This is a genomic window from Streptomyces luteosporeus (assembly GCF_039532865.1).
GTDB lineage: Bacteria > Actinomycetota > Actinomycetes > Streptomycetales > Streptomycetaceae > Streptomyces > Streptomyces luteosporeus.
Genome location: NZ_BAAASL010000002.1, coordinates 203,740 through 225,304, shown reverse-complemented (window position 1 = coordinate 225,304; position 21,565 = coordinate 203,740). Strand labels below are relative to the sequence as shown.

Annotated in this window: 20 protein-coding genes; 7 read left to right on the top strand and 13 right to left on the bottom strand. The window is 72.6% G+C overall.

Translation table 11 applies throughout. The annotated features are described in order from the left end of the window. Positions 1–28 precede the first annotated feature (28 nt). Both ABD361_RS03125 and hisC read right to left on the bottom strand, forming a co-directional pair. On the bottom strand, positions 29–1,612 hold the full coding sequence (locus ABD361_RS03125; protein ID WP_344433079.1) for a cytochrome ubiquinol oxidase subunit I: 1,584 nt from the start codon (positions 1,610–1,612) through the stop codon (positions 29–31). Between the two features lie 312 nt (positions 1,613–1,924). Continuing rightward, a complete protein-coding gene (hisC, locus tag ABD361_RS03120; RefSeq protein WP_344433078.1) occupies positions 1,925–3,004 on the bottom strand; it encodes a histidinol-phosphate transaminase in 1,080 nt (359 codons plus the stop codon). A 333-nt stretch (positions 3,005–3,337) separates the two neighbouring features. Between hisC and ABD361_RS03115 the strand changes: the two genes are divergently transcribed. From ABD361_RS03115 to ABD361_RS03105, 3 genes are all read left to right on the top strand, one after another. After that, entirely contained in the window at positions 3,338–4,450 is a 1,113-nt protein-coding gene (locus tag ABD361_RS03115; protein ID WP_344433077.1) for a LacI family DNA-binding transcriptional regulator, read from the top strand. Between the two features lie 439 nt (positions 4,451–4,889). Further along, complete coding sequence (locus tag ABD361_RS03110) at positions 4,890–6,032, top strand: metallophosphoesterase family protein (RefSeq protein WP_425583128.1); 1,143 nt, start codon at positions 4,890–4,892, stop codon at positions 6,030–6,032. Between the two features lie 187 nt (positions 6,033–6,219). After that, positions 6,220–7,071, top strand: a complete 852-nt coding sequence (locus tag ABD361_RS03105; RefSeq protein WP_344433075.1) for a hypothetical protein — start codon at positions 6,220–6,222, stop codon at positions 7,069–7,071. Positions 7,072–7,225: 154 nt separating this feature from the next. On the opposite strand, the gene thiC is transcribed toward ABD361_RS03105, so the two are convergent. Then, complete coding sequence (gene thiC / locus ABD361_RS03100) at positions 7,226–8,986, bottom strand: phosphomethylpyrimidine synthase ThiC (protein WP_344433074.1); 1,761 nt, start codon at positions 8,984–8,986, stop codon at positions 7,226–7,228. A 194-nt stretch (positions 8,987–9,180) separates the two neighbouring features. Here thiC and ABD361_RS03095 point away from each other — a divergent pair, with 194 nt between their 5' ends. Further along, positions 9,181–10,587 (top strand): YibE/F family protein, encoded by a 1,407-nt coding sequence (locus ABD361_RS03095; RefSeq protein WP_344433073.1) that lies wholly within the window; start codon positions 9,181–9,183, stop codon positions 10,585–10,587. Between the two features lie 8 nt (positions 10,588–10,595). Here the strand turns inward: ABD361_RS03095 and ABD361_RS03090 are convergent, their stop codons facing one another. From ABD361_RS03090 to ABD361_RS03080, 3 genes are all read right to left on the bottom strand, one after another. After that, positions 10,596–11,042, bottom strand: coding sequence for an SsgA family sporulation/cell division regulator (locus ABD361_RS03090; protein WP_344433072.1), 447 nt, complete (start codon positions 11,040–11,042; stop codon positions 10,596–10,598). A gap of 427 nt (positions 11,043–11,469) precedes the next feature. After that, complete coding sequence (locus ABD361_RS03085) at positions 11,470–11,688, bottom strand: DUF5326 family protein (RefSeq protein WP_344433071.1); 219 nt, start codon at positions 11,686–11,688, stop codon at positions 11,470–11,472. Between the two features lie 211 nt (positions 11,689–11,899). After that, entirely contained in the window at positions 11,900–12,217 is a 318-nt protein-coding gene (locus tag ABD361_RS03080) for a cupin domain-containing protein (protein WP_344433070.1), read from the bottom strand. 81 nt (positions 12,218–12,298) lie between these two features. On the opposite strand from ABD361_RS03080, the gene ABD361_RS03075 reads away from it, so the two are divergent. Then, positions 12,299–12,679: a phage holin family protein gene (locus tag ABD361_RS03075; protein ID WP_344433069.1), complete on the top strand. Its 381-nt coding sequence runs from the start codon at positions 12,299–12,301 to the stop codon at positions 12,677–12,679. A gap of 53 nt (positions 12,680–12,732) precedes the next feature. Here the strand turns inward: ABD361_RS03075 and ABD361_RS03070 are convergent, their stop codons facing one another. The 3 genes from ABD361_RS03070 to ABD361_RS03060 all read right to left on the bottom strand — a co-directional run bounded on the left by ABD361_RS03070 (position 12,733) and on the right by ABD361_RS03060 (position 15,467). Next, on the bottom strand, positions 12,733–13,308 hold the full coding sequence (locus ABD361_RS03070) for a hypothetical protein (protein ID WP_344433068.1): 576 nt from the start codon (positions 13,306–13,308) through the stop codon (positions 12,733–12,735). A gap of 29 nt (positions 13,309–13,337) precedes the next feature. Next, the gene (locus ABD361_RS03065; RefSeq protein WP_344433274.1) at positions 13,338–14,675 is read right to left on the bottom strand and encodes an amino acid permease; all 1,338 of its coding nucleotides are present in this window, start codon (positions 14,673–14,675) and stop codon (positions 13,338–13,340) included. A gap of 138 nt (positions 14,676–14,813) precedes the next feature. Next, a complete protein-coding gene (locus ABD361_RS03060; RefSeq protein ID WP_344433067.1) occupies positions 14,814–15,467 on the bottom strand; it encodes a ScbR family autoregulator-binding transcription factor in 654 nt (217 codons plus the stop codon). A gap of 282 nt (positions 15,468–15,749) precedes the next feature. Between ABD361_RS03060 and ABD361_RS03055 the strand changes: the two genes are divergently transcribed. Both ABD361_RS03055 and ABD361_RS03050 read left to right on the top strand, forming a co-directional pair. Continuing rightward, a complete protein-coding gene (locus ABD361_RS03055; RefSeq protein ID WP_344433066.1) occupies positions 15,750–17,963 on the top strand; it encodes an AfsR/SARP family transcriptional regulator in 2,214 nt (737 codons plus the stop codon). A 27-nt stretch (positions 17,964–17,990) separates the two neighbouring features. Beyond that, positions 17,991–18,158 (top strand): hypothetical protein, encoded by a 168-nt coding sequence (locus tag ABD361_RS03050; RefSeq protein WP_344433065.1) that lies wholly within the window; start codon positions 17,991–17,993, stop codon positions 18,156–18,158. 72 nt (positions 18,159–18,230) lie between these two features. On the opposite strand, the gene ABD361_RS03045 is transcribed toward ABD361_RS03050, so the two are convergent. The 4 genes from ABD361_RS03045 to ABD361_RS03030 are packed head-to-tail and all read right to left on the bottom strand — an operon-like array spanning position 18,231 to position 21,557. Beyond that, a complete protein-coding gene (locus tag ABD361_RS03045) occupies positions 18,231–18,992 on the bottom strand; it encodes a GNAT family N-acetyltransferase (RefSeq protein WP_344433064.1) in 762 nt (253 codons plus the stop codon). Beyond that, positions 18,980–19,744: a thioesterase II family protein gene (locus ABD361_RS03040; RefSeq protein ID WP_344433063.1), complete on the bottom strand. Its 765-nt coding sequence runs from the start codon at positions 19,742–19,744 to the stop codon at positions 18,980–18,982. Before ABD361_RS03040 ends, ABD361_RS03045 begins: the two co-directional genes overlap by 13 nt. Then, on the bottom strand, positions 19,741–20,553 hold the full coding sequence (locus tag ABD361_RS03035) for an ABC transporter permease (protein ID WP_344433062.1): 813 nt from the start codon (positions 20,551–20,553) through the stop codon (positions 19,741–19,743). The genes ABD361_RS03040 and ABD361_RS03035 overlap by 4 nt, the downstream gene beginning before the upstream one ends. After that, positions 20,550–21,557 (bottom strand): ATP-binding cassette domain-containing protein, encoded by a 1,008-nt coding sequence (locus tag ABD361_RS03030; protein ID WP_344433061.1) that lies wholly within the window; start codon positions 21,555–21,557, stop codon positions 20,550–20,552. The genes ABD361_RS03035 and ABD361_RS03030 overlap by 4 nt, the downstream gene beginning before the upstream one ends. Positions 21,558–21,565: the final 8 nt, after the last annotated feature.

Here is a 21,565-nt window from a genome sequence, read left to right as displayed (position 1 = left end):
CCTTGTCTGTGACGAGCCGCCGCGCCGGTCAGTACGCGAACGTCATCGGCTTGTCGGCGTCCTCGGGCCGCTCGTCGGCGGCGTCGCGGCCGCGGGGCAGCCGCAGCCGGGGGTCCTTCGCCGGCGGCTGCTCGTCGGTGTCGGGCCCGGCCTTGCCGTACTTCAGCAGCAGCCGGACCTCGACCACGGCGAGCACCGCGTACAGGCCGGTGAAGACGGCCAGCGAGGTGATGACCTCGCCCTGCCCCACGCCGGGCGAGACCGCGTCGGAGGTCTTCATCAGGCCGTAGACGGCCCAGGGCTGACGGCCCATCTCGGTGAAGATCCAGCCGAAGGAGTTGGCCAGGAGCGGCAGGCCCATGGTCAGGATGCCGATGCGCCACGACCAGGCGGTCAGGAAGGGGTTCATCTCCCGGGTGCGGGTGAGCATCAGGCGCGGGATCTCGTCCTGTCCGACGCGCTTGTCCGGTGCCACCCACAGCTTGCGGCGGGTGGTCCACAGGCCGATCAGGCCGGCCACGAAGGAGGTCATCCCGAAGCCGATCATGAGGCGGAAGCCCCAGAAGGTCATGAAGATGCTCGGGATGTACTCCTCGGCCTTCCCGCCGTAGCGGGCGGCCTCCTGGGCCGCGACGTCGTTGATGCCGGGGACGGACTCGGTGAAGTTGTTGTGGGCGAGGAAGGACAGCAGGCCGGGGATCTCGATCTCGACGCTGTTGTGGCCCTGGGAGACGTCGCCGACCGCGAAGACCGAGAACGGGGCCGGCGACTGCGTCTCCCACAGGGCCTCGGCGGCGGCCATCTTCATCGGCTGCTGCTCGAACATCACCTTGCCCAGCTCGTCGCCGCTGACGGCCGTGCCCAGGCCCGCGATCACGGCGACGACCAGGCCCACGCGCAGCGAGGCGAGCATGGCGGGCAGCTGCCTGCGCTGCTTCGCGCCGAGCTCCTCGCCCCTGATCTGCTTGCGCTTGGCGCGCCAGAGGTGGAAGGAGGAGACGCCGACGACGAAGGCCGCGCCGGTGAGGAAGGCGGCGGTCAGGGTGTGCAGGACGACGACCATGGTCGTGTTCTGGGTGAACACCGCCCAGATGTCGGTCAGCTGCGCCCGGCCGGTGGCCTTGTCGACGGTGTAGCCGATGGGGTGCTGCATCCAGGAGTTGGCGGCCAGGATGAAGTACGAGGAGAGGATCGTGCCCATGGCCACGATCCAGATGCAGGCGCAGTGGATCTTCTTGGGCAGCTTGTCCCAGCCGAAGATCCACAGCCCGATGAAGGTGGACTCGAAGAAGAAGGCGAGCAGGGCCTCCATCGCGAGCGGGGCGCCGAAGACGTCACCGACGAAACGCGAGTAGTCCGACCAGTTCATGCCGAACTGGAACTCCTGCACGATGCCGGTGACCACGCCCATCGCGATGTTGATCAGGAAGAGCTTCCCCCAGAACTTCGTGGCGTGGAAGTACTTCTCCTTGCCCGTACGGACCCAGGCCGTCTCCAGGCCGGCCGTGATCGCCGCGAGGCTGATGGTGAGGGGGACGAAGAGGAAGTGGTAGACGGTCGTGATGCCGAATTGCCAGCGGGCGAGCGTCTCAGGAGCCAGGGCCAGATTCACCGGGGTCTCTCCTTGCCTCTTGCCTCACCGGTGACGCCTGCCACCGGTGGTTTCGCCCCTGTATGACCCGTATAAATGCGGTCATCCAAGCGCGCTTGTGAACGCGTTCACATTCACAAGCATCATGGCACACCCGTTTTTCGGACAAGCATCCGGGGTGCCCCGATCGGCCCTAGCGCGGCCCGCGGGCGCCCTGCGCACAACGGCAGCGGGCCCCCACCCCGCCAGGGGTGAGGGCCCGTACGCCCGACGGCGGCGCCGTCACGGCTCCCCGGCCGTCACAGCTGCTCGGCCGTCACGGCTCCTCGGCCGTCACAGCTCCTTGCGGAACTCCTCCGCCGCCCGCAGCACCAGGTCGTTCGCCTCGGTCTCGCCGATCGTCACCCGCACGCCCTCGCCCGGGAACGGCCGGACGACCACGCCCGCCCGCTCGCACGCGGCGGCGAAGTCCGCGGCGCGCTCCCCCAGCGGCAGCCAGACGAAGTTGGCCTGCGACTCCGGAACCGTCCAGCCCTGGCCGGCCAGCCCCTCGGCCACCCGGGTGCGCTCGGCCACCAGCGCGTCCACCCGCTCGCGCAGCGCGTCCTCGCTGCGCAGCGAGGCGACGGCCGCGTCCTGGGCCATCTGGCTCACGCCGAACGGCACCGCGGTCTTGCGCAGCGCCGCGGCCACCGGCTCGTGGGCGACGGCGAAGCCGATCCGCATGCCGGCCAGGCCGTACGCCTTGGAGAAGGTGCGCAGCACGCAGACGTTGGGCCGGTCGCGGTACAGGTCGATGCCGTCGGGCACCTCCTCGTCCCGGATGAACTCCCGGTACGCCTCGTCGAGCACGATCAGCACGTCCGAGGGCACGCGGTCCAGGAAGGACTCCAGCTCGGCCCGGCGCACCACGGTGCCGGTGGGGTTGTTGGGGTTGCAGACGAAGATCAGGCGCGTCCGCTCGGTGATCGCGGCCAGCATCGCGTCCAGGTCGTGGACCGCGCCCTCGGTCAGCGGCACCTGCACCGGGGTCGCGCCGGAGACCTGGGTGATGATCGGGTACGCCTCGAAGGACCGCCAGGCGTACAGCACCTCGTCGCCCGGGCCGGCCGTCGCCTGCACCAGCTGCTGGGCGACGCCGACCGAACCGGTGCCGGTGGCCAGGTGGCTCAGCGGCACGTCGAAGCGCTCGGCGAGCTCGGCCATCAGGCCGGCACAGGCCATGTCGGGGTAGCGGTTGAGGGAGGCGGCGGCCTGCAGGGCGCTCTCCAGCACCCCGGGCAGCGGCGGGTAGGGGTTCTCGTTGGAGGAGAGCTTGTACGCCACGGGGCCGCCGGCGGCCGCGGGCCGGCCGGGCTTGTAGGTCGGTACGCCCTCGAGCGCGGCGCGCAGCTTCGGGGTCTTCTCGGTCACCGCGGGTCCTCCTCCACCTCTGACTGAATACACCACACCTTATGAGGATTGCCCGGGGCGGCGTCCAGAGTTTCGGGAGCGCTCCCCGCAGGTCCGCGCGCCGTGGCGGGCGCCCTGGCGCGCGTCCCTCGTGAAGGTGAGTTGAGACCTCTTCGAGACCTGGACCATTCCGCGGGCGTGGATATGCCAGAGGCCCACGGCCCCCCGCAAGCTCCCTCAACTACCTGCGATTCCATGATCATTGATGGAATCGGTCACAGCAGAAACGTGCCTGTCAACAGTCAAATGAGGCACCCTGCCAAAGGACCACCCGAGCCCTACTATCGGCCTGCCATGACAGCAGCAGGGAAGCATCAGGTGAGCCGGGCTGAGACCTCCCGCCGGGGCAGCAGGCAGGGGCGCGCGGGCATCCGCGACGTGGCCGCCGCCGCCGGGGTGTCGATCACGACCGTCTCCGACGCGCTCAACGGCAAGGGCCGGCTACCGGACGCGACCCGCCGCCACGTCCGCGAGGTCGCCGACCGGCTGGGCTACCGCCCGTCGGCCGCGGCCCGCACGCTCCGTACGGGCAAGTCCGGGCTCATCGGACTGACCGTGACCACATACGGGGATGAACCTTTCACCTTCACCGAGTTCGCCTACTTCGCCGAGATGGCCCGGGCCGCCACCTCCGCCGCGCTGGCCCGCGGCTACGCCCTGGTCATCCTGCCCGCGACCTCCCGTCACGACGTGTGGTCCAACGTCGCCCTCGACGGCACGGTCGTCATCGACCCCTCCGACCACGACCCGGTCGTCTCCGACCTGGTCCGCCAGGGCATCCCGGTGGTCTCCGACGGGCGCCCGGCCGGCTCCCTGCCGGTGACCGCCTGGGTGGACAACGACCACGAGGCCGCGGTGCTCGACATCCTCGACCACCTCGCCGCCGCCGGGGCCCGCCGGATCGGCCTGCTCACCGGCACCACCACCGACACCTACACCCGGCTGTCGACCACCGCCTACCTGCGCTGGTGCGAGCGCGTGGGCCAGGACCCGGTCTACGAGGAGTACCCCGCGCACGACCCCTGCGCCGGCGCCGTCGCCGCCGACCGGCTGCTGGCCCGGCCCGACCGGCCGGACGCGGTGTACGGGCTGTTCGACCCCAACGGCACCGACCTGCTCGCCGCCGCCCGCCGCTACGGCCTGCGCGTCCCCGACGACCTGCTGCTCGTGTGCTGCAGCGAATCCACCGTCTACGCCACCACCGAACCGCCGATCACCACGCTCTCGCTCAAGCCGCGGCGCATCGGCACCGCGGTCGTCCAGCTGCTCATCGACGCGATCGAGGGCCTGGGCAGCGGTCGCCCGGTCGAGCAGGTGATACCGACGGAGCTGATCGTCCGGACGTCCTCCGAACGGCGCCCGCCCCGCACCACCGTGAGCCCCCCGCGCGGCCCCGCATCCGGCTGACGCCCCGCGACCACCCGTACGCCCGGCATCCGCACACCACCCGCACCGCCCCGTACGTCCCCACTGCCACCGCAGTCACCTCCCGCCCGCCGCGCCGACCCGCGGCGGAACGCCGGCCGACCGGCCCACGGACCACCCGCCCGCCACGCCCGGATGTCAACCGGGCGCGGGACGTCAACCGGAAGCACACCCGCTCCCGGGGGAGCGGGTCACCGGGCCCGGGGACGGCGCACGAGGCCGCTCGACCGGCCCGAACGGCTCATTTAACGGCGCATTTGGGGAGAAATGACCGGCGATCCCGGTCACCCGCCCCGATTCACAGCCCCTGGTGCGTCACAAGGCGCGACGGTCATTCCTATGATGGGCGCACGACACCGCGGACCGCCGTCGACCAGGCAAGGTCCACAAGGTGCACGGCGGCGCGATGGTGGAGGGGTCGATGACTCAGGGGGCCGGGCAGGGACCTGCGGCACGGGCCACGGCGGCGATGCCGCCCATCTCCGGGTACGCCGCAGCGCAGCCTCCCGCGCCCGGCTACGGCCATCCCGCCCCGCCCCCGGTGCCGCCCGCCCCGGCCCAGCCGCCGCTGCCCGGCGGCGGGGAGTACGGCGAGTACCCCGAGGGCTACACCCCCACCGCCCGCGACCTGCCGGTCATCAACCGCGGCGCCCCGCAGGACGTGCCCACCGTCGAGCTCACCCCGCTCGCCGCGCCGCAGCCCCAGGCCCAGCCCCAGCAGGACCCCCTGCCGGCCGGCCCCGGCCCCCTATACGTCGTCGGCGACGTCCACGGCTACCTGGACGAGCTCTACGAGGCACTGGCCGCCGAGGGCCTGATCGACGCGCACGGCAACTGGGCCGCGGGCAACGCCCGGCTGTGGTTCCTCGGCGACTTCACCGACCGGGGCCCCGACGGCGTCGGCGTGATCGACCTGGTGATGCGGCTGTCCGCCGAGGCCGCCGCCGCCGGGGGCTACTGCAAGGCCCTCATGGGCAACCACGAGCTGCTGCTCATCGGCGCCCGCCGGTTCGCCGACACCCCCGTGAACTCCGGCGCCGGCACCGCCTCCTTCCAGGCCGCATGGCTGCTCAACGGCGGCCAGCGCAGCGACATGGAGCGCCTGCAGGACCACCACCTGCAGTGGATGTCACGCCTGGACGCGATCGCGGAGGAGGACGGCCACCTGCTGCTGCACTCCGACACCACCGCCTACCTCGAATTCGGCGACTCCATCGAGGACGTCAACGACGCCATCACCGAGGCACTGCAGCGCAACGACCCCGACGAGTGCTGGGAGCTGTTCCGCAAGTTCACCAAGCGCTTCGCCTTCCGCGACGAGGAGGAGGGGCCGCTCGCCGTACGGAAGCTGCTGCAGACGTACGGCGGAAGCCGTATCGTCCACGGCCACAGCCCCATCCCCTATCTGCTGGGCGAGGTGCCCGCGGAGGACGCGGACGGCGAGGACGGCGCGCCCCTGGTGGACGGCCCGCACCTGTACGCCGGCGGGCTCGCGGTCGCCATGGACGGCGGGGTCACCATGGCCGGAAAACTGCTGGTGGCGCAACTTCCGCTGACCGACTGAGGATTCAGCGGGGCGTTCCCCGGGCAGATCGAGGGTTCCACCGGCGCGGGGCAATTCGGGAAACCGGCTGTCACCGCGCGCCGGTAGCGCTCTACCATCGGCTTGTCCGTCGCAGGCTCGCTCTCCTCCGTTTCCGCCCACTGCCCGGTACAAGCCGACACCACGGCGCCATACGGAGCATCGGGGGATGCACATGAACAGCGCTCCGCATCTGCTTGCCGAGGACCGCCCGGAATTCGAGCGGCTTCTCGACCAGGCGCTGCGTACAGCGAACCAGGACCCGGAACTGTCCGCACTCATAGGACAGCGGCTCGGCACCGAGCAGCTGCGCGGCATGGCACGAGGGGCCATGGCCGCCATCGTCTCGTGCGCGGCGACGGAATATCAGGAGTTCATCGCCGTCCGTGAGGAACTGCGCGCCCGCTCCGCCGCCGCCCGGCCCCAGCCGGTCGGCGGCGGTTCCGCTTCCGGTGGCGGGAGCGACGCGGGGGACGACCACGCGGTCGCCTCCGCGAGCACGACCCCGGAAGGGCCGGACGCCCCCGGCGCCGGCGCGCTCGCGGTCGTCGCGGTGCTGGCCCCCGTGCTGGCCGGGATCGCGGGGTTCCTGTTCCTGCTCATCGGCTATGTGATGCGCACGGTGGGCACGGGCGGGGCGGCGGCCGGCCAGATGGTCACCATCGGCTGGTGGTTCGGCGGCCTGACCGTCGCCGCGGTGCTGGTGGCCTCCTCCGGCCTGCTGGTCACCGCCCTGCGCACCGGCCGGGAGGCCCAGGACGGCGCGCCGCACGACCCCCTGGCCGAGGAGGCCGGGCGGGCCCGCGAGGCCTGGCGGCAGGCCCTGCTGCACCGTGGCCTGCTGCCGTTCCTGAGAGAGGCACTGATCAACACGGGCGCCCCGGCCCCCCGTTCGTACGCGAACGGCGGCGGCCCGCCCGGCGGTCCGCCCGGCGGGGCGGGCCGCACGCCCCGGCTCGGCTACTCCCCGCCCGGCTTCACGAGCCCCGAGCAGGGGGGCAACGGGAAGGCTCCGCAATGACCACGTTTCCCGCCCGGCCGCCGGGGCGCCCCGTAGGCGCGCTCCGGCGGCCGGGCGAAGGCGGCACTCCGTCTGCGGGTGCGTCGTGGCTTGTCGCGCAGTTCCCCGCGCCCCTACGGGGCGCCCCTGTCGGGCGCCCTGTCGGGGCGCTGCCTCAGTCGGCGATCGGGAGATAGACGCGGTTGCCGGAGGCGGCGAATTCGCGCGACTTCTGCGCCATGCCTTCCTCCGCATCGACGGCCAGATCGCCGCCGTGCTCGCGGCGAATGTCCTGGGAGATCTTCATCGAACAGAACTTCGGTCCGCACATCGAGCAGAAGTGCGCCGTCTTCGCGGGTTCGGCCGGCAGCGTCTCGTCGTGGAAGGCGCGGGCGGTGTCCGGGTCGAGGGCCAGGTTGAACTGGTCCTCCCAGCGGAATTCGAAACGCGCGTCCGAGAGCGCGTCGTCCCATTCCTGGGCGCCCGGGTGGCCCTTGGCGAGGTCCGCCGCATGGGCCGCGATCTTGTAGGTGATGACGCCGGTCTTCACGTCGTCGCGGTCCGGCAGGCCGAGGTGCTCCTTGGGCGTGACGTAGCAGAGCATCGCCGTGCCCCACCAGGCGATCATCGCCGCGCCGATGCCGGAGGTGATGTGGTCGTACGCCGGTGCGACGTCGGTCGTCAGCGGGCCGAGGGTGTAGAACGGGGCCTCCTCGCAGATCTCCTGCTGGAGGTCGATGTTCTCCTTGATCTTGTGCATCGGGACGTGGCCCGGGCCCTCGATCATCGTCTGCACGTGGTGCCGCTTGGCGATCGAGTTGAGCTCGCCCAGCGTCCTGAGCTCGGCGAACTGGGCCTCGTCGTTCGCATCCGCGATCGAACCGGGGCGCAGGCCGTCGCCCAGGGAGAACGTCACGTCGTAGGAGGCGAGGATCTCGCAGAGCTCCTCGAAGTTCTCGTAGAGGAACGACTCCTTGTGGTGCGCCAGGCACCAGGCCGCCATGATCGAGCCGCCGCGCGAGACGATGCCGGTCTTGCGGCGGGCGGTCAGCGGGACGTAGCGCAGCAGCACGCCGGCGTGGACGGTCATGTAGTCGACGCCCTGCTCGGCCTGCTCGATGACGGTGTCCTTGTAGATCTCCCAGGTGAGCTCCTCGGCCTTGCCGTCCACCTTCTCCAGCGCCTGGTAGAGCGGGACGGTGCCGATCGGCACGGGGGAGTTGCGCAGCACCCACTCGCGGGTGGTGTGGATGTTGCGGCCGGTGGAGAGGTCCATGACCGTGTCGGCGCCCCAGCGGGTGGCCCAGGTCATCTTCTCCACCTCCTCCTCGATGGAGGAGGTGACGGCCGAGTTGCCGATGTTGGCGTTCACCTTCACCAGGAACTTCTTGCCGATGATCATCGGCTCGATCTCCGGGTGGTTGACGTTGGCCGGCAGCACGGCGCGGCCCGCGGCGATCTCCTCGCGGACGGTCTCCGGGGAGACGCCCTCGCGCAGTGCCACGTACTCCATCTCGGCGGTGATCTCCCCGCGCCGGGCGTACGCGAGCTGGGTGACCGCCGCTCCGTCGCGGCCCCGGCGGGGCTGACGGGGGCGGCCGGGGAAGACGGCGTCGAGGTTGCGCAGGCCCCCGCGCGGCGCGGTGTGCCTGATGCCGTCGTCCTCCGGGCGCACCGGGCGCCCGGCGTACTCCTCGGTGTCGCCGCGGGCGATGATCCAGTTCTCCCGGAGCGGGGGGAGGCCCCGTCGTACGTCCGTTTCGACGGACGCATCGGTGTACGGGCCGGACGTGTCGTAGAGGCGGACGTCCTGGCCGTTGGTGAGGTGCACCCGTCGCACCGGAACGCGGATGTCCGGACGCGAGCCCGTCACATAGTCCTTGTGCCAGCCGATCTCGCGACCGGCTCCGGACGTGCGTGCATCCTGCGAGGTCATATGACCGTAACTCCCTACGCCGGCATTACCCGGTAACAGGTTCGGCGGTCGGCGCAGCGGCTTTCGCACCCATGTCCAGTGCGAAGGTCAGCGCCCTCTCAGCCCGGTGCTCCGAGCTCCCGCGATTGCAAAGGTGGCACCACGCTAGCGCCTCCCGCGTCCGGAGGGCCAGGGGGGCTTGTCATCATCGTCGGGTGACCCCCACGCACCCTTCCCCCCACTCGCACGCCCCCCACGACCCCGACCACGCCCGTGCGCCCGACCCCGGCGGACCCGCGCACGGCCATGGGCACGGCCATGGGCACGGCCACAGTCATGCCCACGCGCACGGTCCGGCGACGCCCGTCTCGGCTCATCTGCGCAAGGTCATCGCGGCCGTGCTCATCCCCTTCGCCGCCGCCGTGGCCGCCGGGCTGATCGTGCTGTGGCCCGGCGGGGCCCCGCCGCACCAGCACACCGGCGTCGGCATGGACCAGCAGACCCAGTCCGGGCGGGTGACGGCCGTCCAGGAGTACTCCTGCCCGGCCTCCGGCGGGTTCGGCGGCCCGCAGCAGCAGCCGCAGCAGGGCGCCGCCCCGTCGTCGGCGCCGCCGCCCGCGCAGGGCACCTGCCAGAAGGCCACCGTCGAGGTGACGTCGGGGCCGGACAAGGGCACGACGTTCACCGAGCTGGTGCAGCCCGGCTCCTCGCGCCACTACTCCTCCGGGCAGAAGGTGGTCCTCGCCTACGCGCCGAAGGCCCCGGAGAACCTGCGCTATTCGGTCACGGACGTCGACCGCGACCTGCCCATGGGGCTGCTCGCGGGCGTCTTCGCGGTCGCCGTCGTGGCCGTCGGCCGGTTGCGCGGCGTCTTCGCGCTCGTCGCGCTGGTGATCAGTTTCGGCGTGCTGACGCTGTTCATCCTGCCGGCGATCCTGCAGGGCTCGGACCCGCTGGTCGTCGCCGTGGTGGGCGGCGGCGCGATCATGCTGATCGCGCTCTACATGTGCCACGGGCTCAACGCCCGCACATCCGTGGCGGTCCTGGGCACGCTCACCTCCCTGCTGGTCATCGGCCTGCTGGGGTCGCTGTTCACCTCGTGGGCCCACCTGACGGGCAACACCGACGACCAGACCGGGCTCGTGCACGGCCTCTACCCGCAGATCGAGATACGGGGTCTGCTGCTCGCCGGGATCATCATCGGTTCGCTGGGCGTGCTCGACGACGTCACGGTCACCCAGACGTCGGCGGTGTGGGAGCTCAAGGAAGCGGATCCGGCCGCCACTTGGCGCCGGCTGTACGGACAGGCGATGCGCATCGGACGCGATCACATCGCCTCGGTGGTCAACACGCTCGTGCTGGCCTACGCGGGTGCGTCGCTGCCGCTGATGCTGCTGTTCACCATCGCGGACCGGGGGGTGGGCACGGTGGCGACGAGCGAGGTCGTCGCGGAGGAGATCGTACGGACGCTGGTGGGCAGCATCGGCCTGGTGGCCTCGGTGCCGGTGACCACGCTGCTGGCCGCGCTCGTGGTGAGCGCCGACCGGCCCGGCGCCGCGGGGGGCGGCAGGGGGACGGGACGGTCCAGGTCGCGCGGTGGCAGGCGCCGCCGGGCGAAGTGAGGCCCCGGCTAACCGGCGTTCTGCCCCTCGGGGTTGCCGGCGAGGATGCTGTCGAGGGCCGCGGCGAGCTCGTAGTCGAAGTCGGCGACCGTGTGCTCCTCGCCGAGGGGGGCGATGCGGTCGGTCCGGTCGAGGAAGGCCACCAGCGGGGCGGCCCCGGCCCGGAACAGCGCGCCCTCGCCGCCCACTTGCAGGCGGATGAAGACGTCGGACAGGTGCTGCGAGGAGGCGGGGGCAATGTGCACGTCGCCCTCGCCGGAGGGCTGGCTGAGCCCGTCCAGCAGCAGCTCCCGGGCGAAGGCCCAGGTCACCGGCGCGTCGCCGGGGAGGTGGAAGGTGAACTTCACCGCGTAGGGGTCGCTGCTGTCGTAGCCCAGCTCCACCGGGATCCGGAAGGACAGCTCCTCGGAGACGAGGAACGTCATGACCACTTCTGCCTGAACTGTGTCGCGCATCGCCCAATGCCCCGTCTTCGTCGGTTTGGCAGGGATTGGAGCCTGGTGGCCCCAATGACGCCATAGTCTGACAAGAACGCCCAGTGGATCACAAGGAGTGATTTTCCAGTTACTCATGGAGACCGAGGGTGAGCATACGAGCTCTCCGACTCTGGAGCGTAGCGACTCGACTACTCCACGGAGTCGTAACGTGGGATTTGATGGCACGGAACGGCTGAGAACTGGCCAAAGTGGCGCGAGAGGGCACGGATTTCCGTGGGGGCGGTCCCCGGGACGTTCAGGTTGACGGAGGAAAGTTGACGGCGGAGATAACTCCCCGCCGTCCGTTTCGTTGAGCCGGTGGAGCGGACACCGGGCGGTGGCGTGGGCGACGTCCCCTGCCCGGTGGGCGTTCCGAGCGCCCCCCGCGCGCCCGGAACCCCCGGCCCTACCAGTCGCCCCTCGACGACGAGGACGACGTGAACTTCTTGACCAGGAAGACCAGGCCGCCGACCAGGGCCACCAGCAGCAGGGCCTTGAAGAGCAGGTTGATGACAAAACCGAGCAGGCTCAGGATCAGGCTGCCGAAGACCAGCACCACGAGAGCCGGCAGCACGACCAGCGTCACCCACCACGGCAGTCCCGCGAAAAATCCCTTCTCCGACATCTCAACCCCTGCTCTCGACTTCGTGCGCGTATTCCCGCGCTCTTGTTGATGTCCGGTCGCCGAACGCGCCGCCGCACAATTGCGTCCGCGCATTCCCGGCCGTCCGGAGCGAATGCCCCGTCCTGACCTCGATGCTAGGCGCGCCGGGTGCACTGCAGGGGCCCGCGCACCCCCCGTCCATCCCTGAGCCTCCCCCTACGGGATGCGGCCTTCAGCTCTCCGGCGGCGAGAAGACCACGAGCACCCGCAGGTCCTCGCTGATGTGGTGGAAGCGGTGCGTCACCCCGGCCGGTACGTACACGACGCTGCCCCGCCCCACGTGGGTGGTCTCATCCCCCACCGTGATCGATCCGCGGCCGCTCATCACGACGTAGACCTCGTCCTGGGCGTGCGGGCCCTGGGGGTCGGGGTCGCCGGCGTCCAGCGCGTACAGCCCCACCGACATGTTCCGCTCGCGCAGGAACTGCAGGTACGCACCCTCGTTCGCGACCCGCTCGGCCTCGAGTTCGTCCAGCCGGAACGCCTTCATGTCCTGACCTGCTTCCTGCCGCACCGATCATGGTTGATGTGCGGCTCCCCGTGGGCCGCGCCCGTCTGCAACGATCTCACCATGAAGAATTTCGTAGTCAAGACGGTCGCCAACGCCGCGGCCCTGGCGGTGGCCATCTGGCTGCTGAAGGGCATCACGCTCTCCGGCGAGAACACCGCCCGCAAGGTGATCACGCTGTTCCTCGTCGCCCTGGTCTTCGGCGCGGTGAACTATCTGGTCAAGCCGGTCGTCAAGCTGCTGTCCCTGCCGCTGTTCATCCTCACCCTCGGCCTGTTCACGCTGGTGGTCAACGCGCTGATGCTGCTGCTGACCTCGTGGCTCGCGGGCAGGCTGGACCTGGCCTTCCACGTCGCGGGCTTCGGGGCCGCGCTCGTCGGCGGCGTGATCGTCTCCATCGTCGCCTGGGCGATGCACGTGATCCTGCCCGACGACCAGGACTGACGGCGGCGGGGCGCGGCGGCCGGGGCGCCGCCGCACCGCCCGCCCGCGCGGGTCTACGAGCCCGCGCCCACCAGGCGCCGCGTCAGCCGCAGCTGGGCCCGCGAGAGGGCGATGACCAGCCGGGGACCGGCGAAGAGCGCGAGGACGCCCGCCGCGAAGTGCAGGGCCACCGCACCCTCGGGAGTGGGACCGCCCCAGGCCGGGTCCGGATAGGGCGCCCAGCCCCACACGGGATAGGTCAGGTTGCGGGCGCAGACGATGACCACGCCCACGGCCAGCGCGCAGGCCACCCCACTGAGCAGCAGGTCGGCCAGGAAGTACGTGAGCGCACCGCCGAGCCGGCCCTTCCCCGCCCGCGGCGCGATCCGCGCCCCGAAGAACCAGCGCGCCCGCGCCCGGCCGAACGCGCCGGCACACAGCAGGGCGAGCACGGTGAGCACCACCGCCCCCACCACACCGAGCACGGGAACGCCCCTCTCCCGGGTGATTCTCAGGCCGTTGACCACGGCCAGGAACCAGGCCAGGCCCAGCGGGGCGAGCAGCGCGTGCAGCATGTGCCGCCAGGTGACGGCCCTGAAGGGCACCCGCAGCAGGTCGGCGAGCACGGCTCGGGGCGGCGTGCGTGACATGAAGAATCGTCTCCTCGGGGGGTCGGAGGTCATGCAGGCGACGACACCGCAAGAGCGGTGCGGCGCCTGCGTCGTACGACGTCGCGCGCCCAGGCGATGCCCGCCAGCACGGCACTGGCCACCGCCGAACACAGGACCTGCACCCTGGCGTCCGCATCGGTCAGCATGAGCACGAGCACGGCCGCGACGCCGGCCAGGGTCAGCCAGGTGACGTAGGGGAAACCCCACATCCGTACCGCGGGTCGCTCGGCGCCCGCCTGCTCCAGGCGGCGGCGCAGCCTCAGTTGGGACGCGGCGACCAGCAGCCAGACCACCAGCAGCACGGCGCCGACGGTGTTGAGCAGGTAGAGGAAGACCGTGTCCGGCCACAGCAGGTTCAGCACCACGGACGCGAAGCCGAAGCCCACGGAGGCCAGGACGGCCCGGTGGGGCACGCCCTCGCGGTTGACGGCCAGCAGCGCCCGCGGGGCCTCGCCGCGCTCGGCGAGGGAGAAGACCATGCGCGAGGCGCCGTAGAGGTTGGCGTTGATGGCCGACAGCAGGGCCACCACGACCACCACGTTCATGATCTGCCCGGCGGCGGGGATGCCGAGGTGCTCCAGGACCGCGACGTAGGGGCTGCGGCCGATCTCGGAGTCGTTCCAGGGCAGCAGGGTGACGACGACCGCGAGCGAGCCGATGTAGAAGACCAGGATCCGCCACACCGCGCTGCGCACCGCCCGGCCCACGGCCCGGGCCGGGTCCTCGGACTCGGCGGCGGCGATGGTGAGCACCTCCAGGCCGCCGAAGGAGAAGGTCACGGCGAGCACGCCGGCGACCACGCCGCCCCAGCCGTGCGGCAGGAAGCCGCCGTGGCCGGTGAGGTTGGCCAGGCCCGGCGAGGACGAGCCGGGCAGCAGACCGAGGACGGCGAGCAGGCCGAGGCCGAGGAAGCAGACGATGGCGCCCACCTTCAAGGCGGCGGCCCAGAACTCGAGTTCGCCGAAGTTCTTCACCGAGGCCAGGTTGGCGGCGGTGAAGAAGGTGATGAACATCAGCACCCAGGCCCACTGCGGCACCGCCGGCAGCCAGCCGGAGGCGATGGCCGCGGCGCCGGTGGCCTCGACGGACAGCACGACCACGAGCATCAGCCAGTACAGCCAGCCCACGGTGAACCCGGCCCAGCGCCCGAAGGCCCGCTCGGCGTGCACCGAGAAGGACCCGGGCGCGGGGTCGGCCGCGGACATCTCGCCGAGCATGCGCATCACCAGCAGCGCGAGGGTGCCGGCGATGGCGTACGAGATCAGGATGCCCGGGCCCGCGAGGGCCACGCCGGCGCCCGAGCCGACGAACAGCCCGGCGCCGATCACCCCGCCCAGGCCGAGCATGGTCAGGTGGCGCTGTTTGAGGGCGGCGGGCAGGGCCCTGCCGGTGTCGGTCGTCACATGGGTCTCCTGCGGGTCGACGGGACCGCCGGCCGTGCGCCGGCGGGCACGGGGACCCTAGTCAGGGGACTTTTTGCCTTGTTATCGAAGGGTTTTCCCGACGCCGGCCGGGCGCAGCAGCGGCAGCCGGTCCGCGGGGGCCAGCCGCGGCAGGACCAGGCCCCAGACCCGGGTGATCCAGTCCGCGTCCGCGCCGTCGCCCGCACCCGTGCCCTCCCCTTCGCCGTCGCGGGAGAAGAGTTCGGCGCCCGCGATCAGGGAGAGGGCGAGGGCGGCCACCGCGTCCTCGTCGGCGTCCGGCAGCAGGCTGCCGTCGGCCTTGGCCCGCTGCAGCAGTGACCGGACGGCAGCCGCCCACTCCTCGTAGCAGTCGGGCCGGGAGCGCTCGGGGAACTCCGCGTCGCGCGAGAGCCGTACGTCGGCCCGGGTCAGCGGGTCGGTGCGCAGCGCCCGGGCCAGGTGGTGGGTGAGGTCGACCACCGTCTGCAGGGCGAGGACCGGTCGCTCGGCCAGGGCCTCGACGGCGGCCGTGGAGGCAGCGCGGGCCTCGTCGCGCACGGCCTGGGCCAGGTCGGCCTTGGTGGAGAAGTGGAAGTACAGCGCCCCCTTGGTGGCCCCGGCCGCCGCGCTGATCCGCGACAGCGTGGCGCGCTCGTACCCGATGCGGTCGAAGACGTCCGCCGCTCCCCGAATGAGGGCCCTGCGGGTCCGCTCCGCCCTCTCCTGCTGCTCCACGTGCCACCTCGGCGTCCGCTGGGTCAACAACATGCGAAGAATAAACATACCGCGTGGTTTTTTCCAGCGCCACAGGCCCAGTTCCGGGCGGCCCGCCCGCCCCATCCGGGCAGGACAGGGCCGAGGCTCGACTTTGACAAACCGGCTGGCTGGTTTTTAACTGGCTCTGCCCACACCCCGGGCAGCGCCCGGCGCCGTCGATCACGGCGCCCCACACGGGACGTGGCGACACGGCCCGCGCGGCAACCACAGCACGACCGGCACGGAACAACGGGGGCGGAGATGACAGAGGTGGCGTACGAGCCGCAGGCCGACACGGAGACGGCCGCGGCGGGAATGGAATTCGGGATCCTCGGCCCGCTGCAGGTCACCGCGGGCGGCCGCCAGGTGCCCGTCGGCGGGCCCAGACAACGCACGATCCTCGCGATGATGCTGCTCGCCCAGGGCCAGGTGGTCTCCGTCGACCGCCTGGTGGACGTGGTGTGGGACGGCCGTCCCCCCGCCACCGCGCGCACCCAGGTCGCCATCTGCATCGCCGGGCTGCGCAAGACCTTCAAGGCCGCGGGCTGCGCCGAGGACGCCATCGTCACCGTCCACCCCGGCTACCTGCTGCGCATGAGCGGGCACCGCGTCGACGCCGGTGACTTCTCCGCCCTGGTCGCCGAGGGCCGGCAGGCCGCCCGCGAGGGCCGCACCACCCGCGCGGAGGCCCTGTACCGGCGGGCGCTCGGCCTGTGGCGCGGCCCGGCCCTGGCCGGCGTGGCCGGCCGCCCGGTGGAGGGCGAGGCCGCCCACCTGGAGGAACACCGCCTCGCCGCGTACGAGGAGTGGTCCGACCTGCGCCTGGAGCTCGGCCAGTACCAGGCGCTCATCCCCGAACTCGCCGACCTGACCCGCGAGCACCCGCTGCGCGAGCGGCCCCGCGTCCAGCTGATGCTCGCCCAGTACCGGGCCGGCCGGCGGGCCGAGGCGCTGGAGGTCTTCCGCGAGGCCCGCAGCCGCTTCATCGAGGAGCTCGGCCTCGAACCGGGCCCCGCGCTCACCGAGCTGCACGACGCGATCCTGCGCGACGACCCCGCCCTGACACCCGCCCGCGCCCCCGAACCCCCGCCCGCTGTCGCCGAACCCGCCGTCACCCCGGCCCATCTGCCCACACCCCTGCCCGTCTTCGTCGGACGGGAGGCCGAACTCGCCGCCCTCGACGCCCTGCTGGACGAGGAGCCGGGCCGCGCCGCCGTCGAGCAGCCGCCCACCATCGCCCTGGTCAGCGGCGTTCCCGGGGCCGGCAAGACCGGCCTCGCACTGCGCTGGGCGCACCAATGGGCCGACGCCTTCCCCGACGGACAGCTCTACGCCGACCTCGGCGGCCGCGGCGGCCAGGAGGAGGTCACCGCCGCCGACGTCCTCGCCCGCTTCCTGCGCGCCCTCGGCGTGCCCGGCGAGCGGGTGCCGGCCGACCTCGGCGAGCGCGAGGCCCTCTACCGCAGCGTCCTGGCCACCCGGCGCATCCTCCTCGTCCTCGACGACGCCCAATCCGGCGCCCAGCTGCGCCCCCTGCTCCCCGGCACCGGCCGCTGCCGCGTCGTGGTCACCAGCCGCGCCCCCCTCGACAGCGCGGCCACCGCGGGCGGCGCCGTGCGCATCGGCCTGGGCATGCTGCACGAGGAGGAGGCCGTCGACCTGATCGGCCGCATCGCCGGCCGCGACCGCGTCGCCGCCGAACCCGCCCACGCCGACCGGCTGGCCGCCCAGTGCGACCGGCTGCCGCTCGCCCTGCGCATCGCCGCGACCCGGCTCGCCGCCAAACCGCACTGGACCCTGCGCCACCTGACCGCCCGGCTGGCGGACGAGCGCCGCCGGTTCGCCGAACTGAGCGAGGCCGACCCGGCGCTGCGCGCCGGTCTCGACCTCAGCTACCGCCGGCTGACCGCGGACGCCGCCGCCATGTACCGGCGGCTCGCCCTGCTGGAGGCGCCCGACTTCGCCGTCTGGGCCGGCGCCGCCGTCCTCGACACCGGCGTGCTGGAGGCCGAGCGGCTCATGGAGCAGCTCGTCGACGCCCAGCTGCTGGGCACCACCGGCACCGACGCCACCGGCAGCCTGCGCTACCGCTTCCCCGACCTGCTGCGGCTGCACGCCCGCGAGCGCGCCGAGGCCGAGGAGCCGGCGGACGAGCGGGAGCGGGCCGTGGACCGGGCGCTGCGCGCCTGGCTCACCATCGCCGAGGAGGCCCGGCGCCGCGAGCACGGCGTGCGCCGGGTCTCCCTGCAGCGCAGCACGCTGCGCCGCCGGATCGACCCCGACTACCTCGACGAGCTGCTCGCCTCACCGCACGACTGGCTTCAGGCGGAGCAGCGCTGCCTGACGTCCGTCATCGCGCAGTCCGTGGCGCTCGGCCGGGACGAACTCGCCTTCGAGCTCGCGCTCTCGGCGGGATTGCGGGAGAAGGAGACCTCCGCGGCACCGGCACAGGTGCTGGCCGCGGGTTGCCGATGAAGCAGGAGTCAAGGAAAGAGAGGACGAGTGAGGGAGACATCGCATGCGGTCATCGCCGGTTCCCTGCTGATCAGTTGCGCCATGCTGGCCGGAGCGGCCGTCGTCTGGCGGGCGGCCACCGAGCAACGCACCGCGGCCGCCGACACGGCGGAACGGGTACGGGCCATCCAGCGGCTGCTGGAGGACGCCGAATAGCCGGCCGACGATAGGCGAAGGGGCCGGGTGGGCACTGGATTCCAGTGCCCACCCGGCCCCTTCCGCACGGGCTCAGAAGTCCTCCTCCAGCTGCACGCTGGTGAACTCCTGGACCGTGGTGTAGCCGAGGCGCCGGTACAGCCGCACCGCGGACGCATTGCCGGAGTGCACCGACAGCGTGCACACCGCCTCGCCTCCCTCCAGGACGTCCCGCGTGAGCCGGCCCGTGACGGCCGCGGCCAGCCCGCGGCCGCGCAGCGCGGGCGCGGTGGCGATCGAGGCGAGGTGGGCCGTGCCCGTCCCCGGGCGCCGCTGCAGGGCGCCGGCGGCGGCCAGTTCGCCGTCCTCCGTACGCAGCGTGGCCCACGTCTGCACGGTCGGGTCGCCGGGGCGTACGGCGTAGCCGGGGCTGGCCGCCGTGAGCAGGGCGGTGATCTCGGGCATCCCGGCGTCGTCGGTGCGCACCCGATCCTCCAGCGGATGCGGCTGCGGGGCCCGGGTCGCCGTCATCAGCTCCCAGTACTCGTACGTGTCCTCCGCCACGGCCATCCCGGGCAGCCCGCTCAGGTCGGTGCCGCGCGGCACCGTCAGCCCGTAGGGCGGGGCCGGCAGGTCCGGCAGGACGGCCCGCAGCAGGTCGGCCGCGGGTTCCGGGGCGCCGACGACGGTGAGCCACTCGGTGGGCTCCGGGCCGGGTGCGGTGCCGTAGGCCGCGGCGCCCGGCAGGGACCAGGCCACGAGGTCGCGGTCGGGGGCGATCAGAGCGGCGGTCCACGCGTCGCCGGTCCCGGCGAGGAGGGACGCGCCGGTGCGGTGGGCGGTCAGGGTCGGCACGGGGCCTCCAGAGCGGTACCGGCCAGCCGCCGGGCGATGTCGTCGAGCAGCGCGGCCTCGTGCGGCACCAGGTAGAAGTGCCCGCCGGCGAAGCCGCGGGCGGCGAAGCCCGCGCCCGCGACGACGGCCCAGGCCAGCGCCTCGGGCTCGGCGGCGCCCGTGTCCTGCTCGCCGTAGTACGCGGTCAGCGGCACGGGCAGCGGCCGGGTGGTGGCCTCGCCGGCGTACGCGTCCAGCATCCGGTAGTCGGCGCGCAGTACGGGCAGGAACAGCTCGCGCAGCTCGGGGTGGTCGAGGGCGGCCGACGCGGGCGCACCCCGGCCCTGCACGTGCGCGACCAGGGCGTCGTCGTCCAGGTCGCCGGTGCCCGAGGGCTGGAGCCGGTGCGGCGCGCGCCGGGCCGAGACCAGCAGGGCCACGGGCGGGCGCGCGTGCTCCCCGGCCAGCCGGTGCGCCACCTCGTAGGCGACGGAGGCGCCCATGCTGTGCCCGAACAGGGCCAGCGGCCGCTCGTCCAGGGCCAGCAGGGCCGCGGTGACGGCGTCGGCGAACTCGCCCATCCGCGTCGCGCACGGCTCGGCGATCCGGTCCTCGCGGCCCGGGTAGCGCACCGCCAGGACCTCGACGTCGTCGGGCAGGCCGGCCGGCCAGGTGCGGAAGGCGCTCGCCGTGCCGCCGGCGTGCGGGAAGCACACCAGCCGTACGCGGGGCTGTGCCACCGCGCGCAGGACCCGCAACCAGTTCGTGCTCATGCCCGCCTCCTGTACTGCCGCACCGCCAGGCCCGCGAAGAGCGCGACGAGGCCCGCGCTCCAGGCGAGCGCGCCCGTCGCACTGCCGGCCACCGGGCCGCCGTTCATCAGGTTCCGGGCGGCGTCGACGACCAGCGTCATCGGGTTGTTGGCCACGACCACGCGCAGCCAGCCCGGCATCGTACCCGGGTCGACGAAAATCGAACTGCCGAACTGGAACGGCACCATGGCCAGCATGCCGATGCTCTGCACCGTCTCCGGCGTGCGGGCGGCCAGGCCGATGTAGGCGTGCATCCAGCACAGCGCCACGCCGTACAGCAGGATCAGCCCGATCGCACCCAGCACACCGAGGACGTCGGTGTGCACGCGGAAGCCGATCAGCAGCGCGAACGCCAGGATCACCAGCAGGCTCACCAGCATGCGGACGGTGTCCGCGAGGATGCGCCCGCCGAGCACCGCCGACCCCGCCATCGGCAGGGAACGGAAACGGTCCATGATGCCGTTGCTGAAGTCACTGTTGATGCTGATGCCCGAGGTACGGGAGGCGATGGTGATGCTCAGCGCCATGATGCCCGGCATCAGGTACTGCCGGTACTCCGCGGCGCTGCCCGAGATCGCGCCGCCGAAGCCGAACACGAAGATCACAGCGAAGATCAGCGGCATCAGCGTGGCATCCAGGACCTGCCCCGGACTGGCCAGCACCTTGCGCAGGTTGCGGCGGGCGATCGCCAGCGTGTGCTGCACCGCCTCCGCCGCTCCGGGCACCCGGGCCACCGTGGCGGTCGTCGCGGTGGCGGTCGTCGCGCTCATGCCGCGCTCCTCGTGGTCTCGTCGTCGTGCGCACCGGAACCGGCACCGGCTCCGGCATCGGCTCCGGCATCGGCTCCGGTGAGCGTCAGGAACACCTCGTCCAGGCTCGGCACGTGCGTGTTGACCCCGGCCACCGGGATCCCGGCCGCGCCCAGTGCTCGTACGGCCGCCGTCAGCGCGCCGCCGCCCTCGCCGGACAACGGCACCTGGACGTGGCCCGCGGCCTCGTCCAGCTGCGCCTCCCCCGCCCCGCAGCCCGCCAGGACGCGGCGCACCTCGGGCAGCTGCCCGGGGTCCTCCGGCACCACGCGCAGCACCTGGCCGCCCACCCGGGCGCGCAGCTCGGCCGTGCCGCCGGAGGCGATGACCCGGCCGCGGTCGATGACGACCAGCGAGTCGGCGAGCGCCTCGGCCTCCTCCATGTACTGGGTCGTGAGCAGCACCGTCGTACCGGCGGCCGCCAACGCCCGCACCTCGTCCCACAGTTCGTTGCGGCTGCGCGGGTCCAGGCCGGTGGTCGGCTCGTCCAGGAACAGCACCCGCGGGCTGCCGACCAGGCTCACCGCGATGTCCAGCCGGCGGCGCATGCCGCCCGAGTAGCCGCCCGCGGCCCGGCCGCCGGCCTCCGTCAGCCGGAACCGCTCCAGCATCTCGTCGGCCCTCGCCCGCGCACCGCGCCGGCCCAGGCCCGTCAGCCGGCCGACCAGGTAGAGGTTCTCCCAGCCGGAGATGTCCTGGTCCACCGCCGCGTACTGGCCGGTCAGACCGATCAGCGAACGCACCGCGCGAGCCTCGCGCACCACGTCGTGGCCCAGGATCTCCGCCCGCCCGCCGTCCGGGCGCAGCAGCGTGGAGAGCATCCTCACCGTCGTCGTCTTGCCCGCGCCGTTGGGGCCCAGCACGCCCAGCACGCTGCCCGCCGGCACCTCCAGGCTCACCCCGCGCACCGCGGGGGTGCCCGCGAAACTCTTGACCAGATCCTCGGTCCGGATCGCCGTCGTCATCGGGTCCT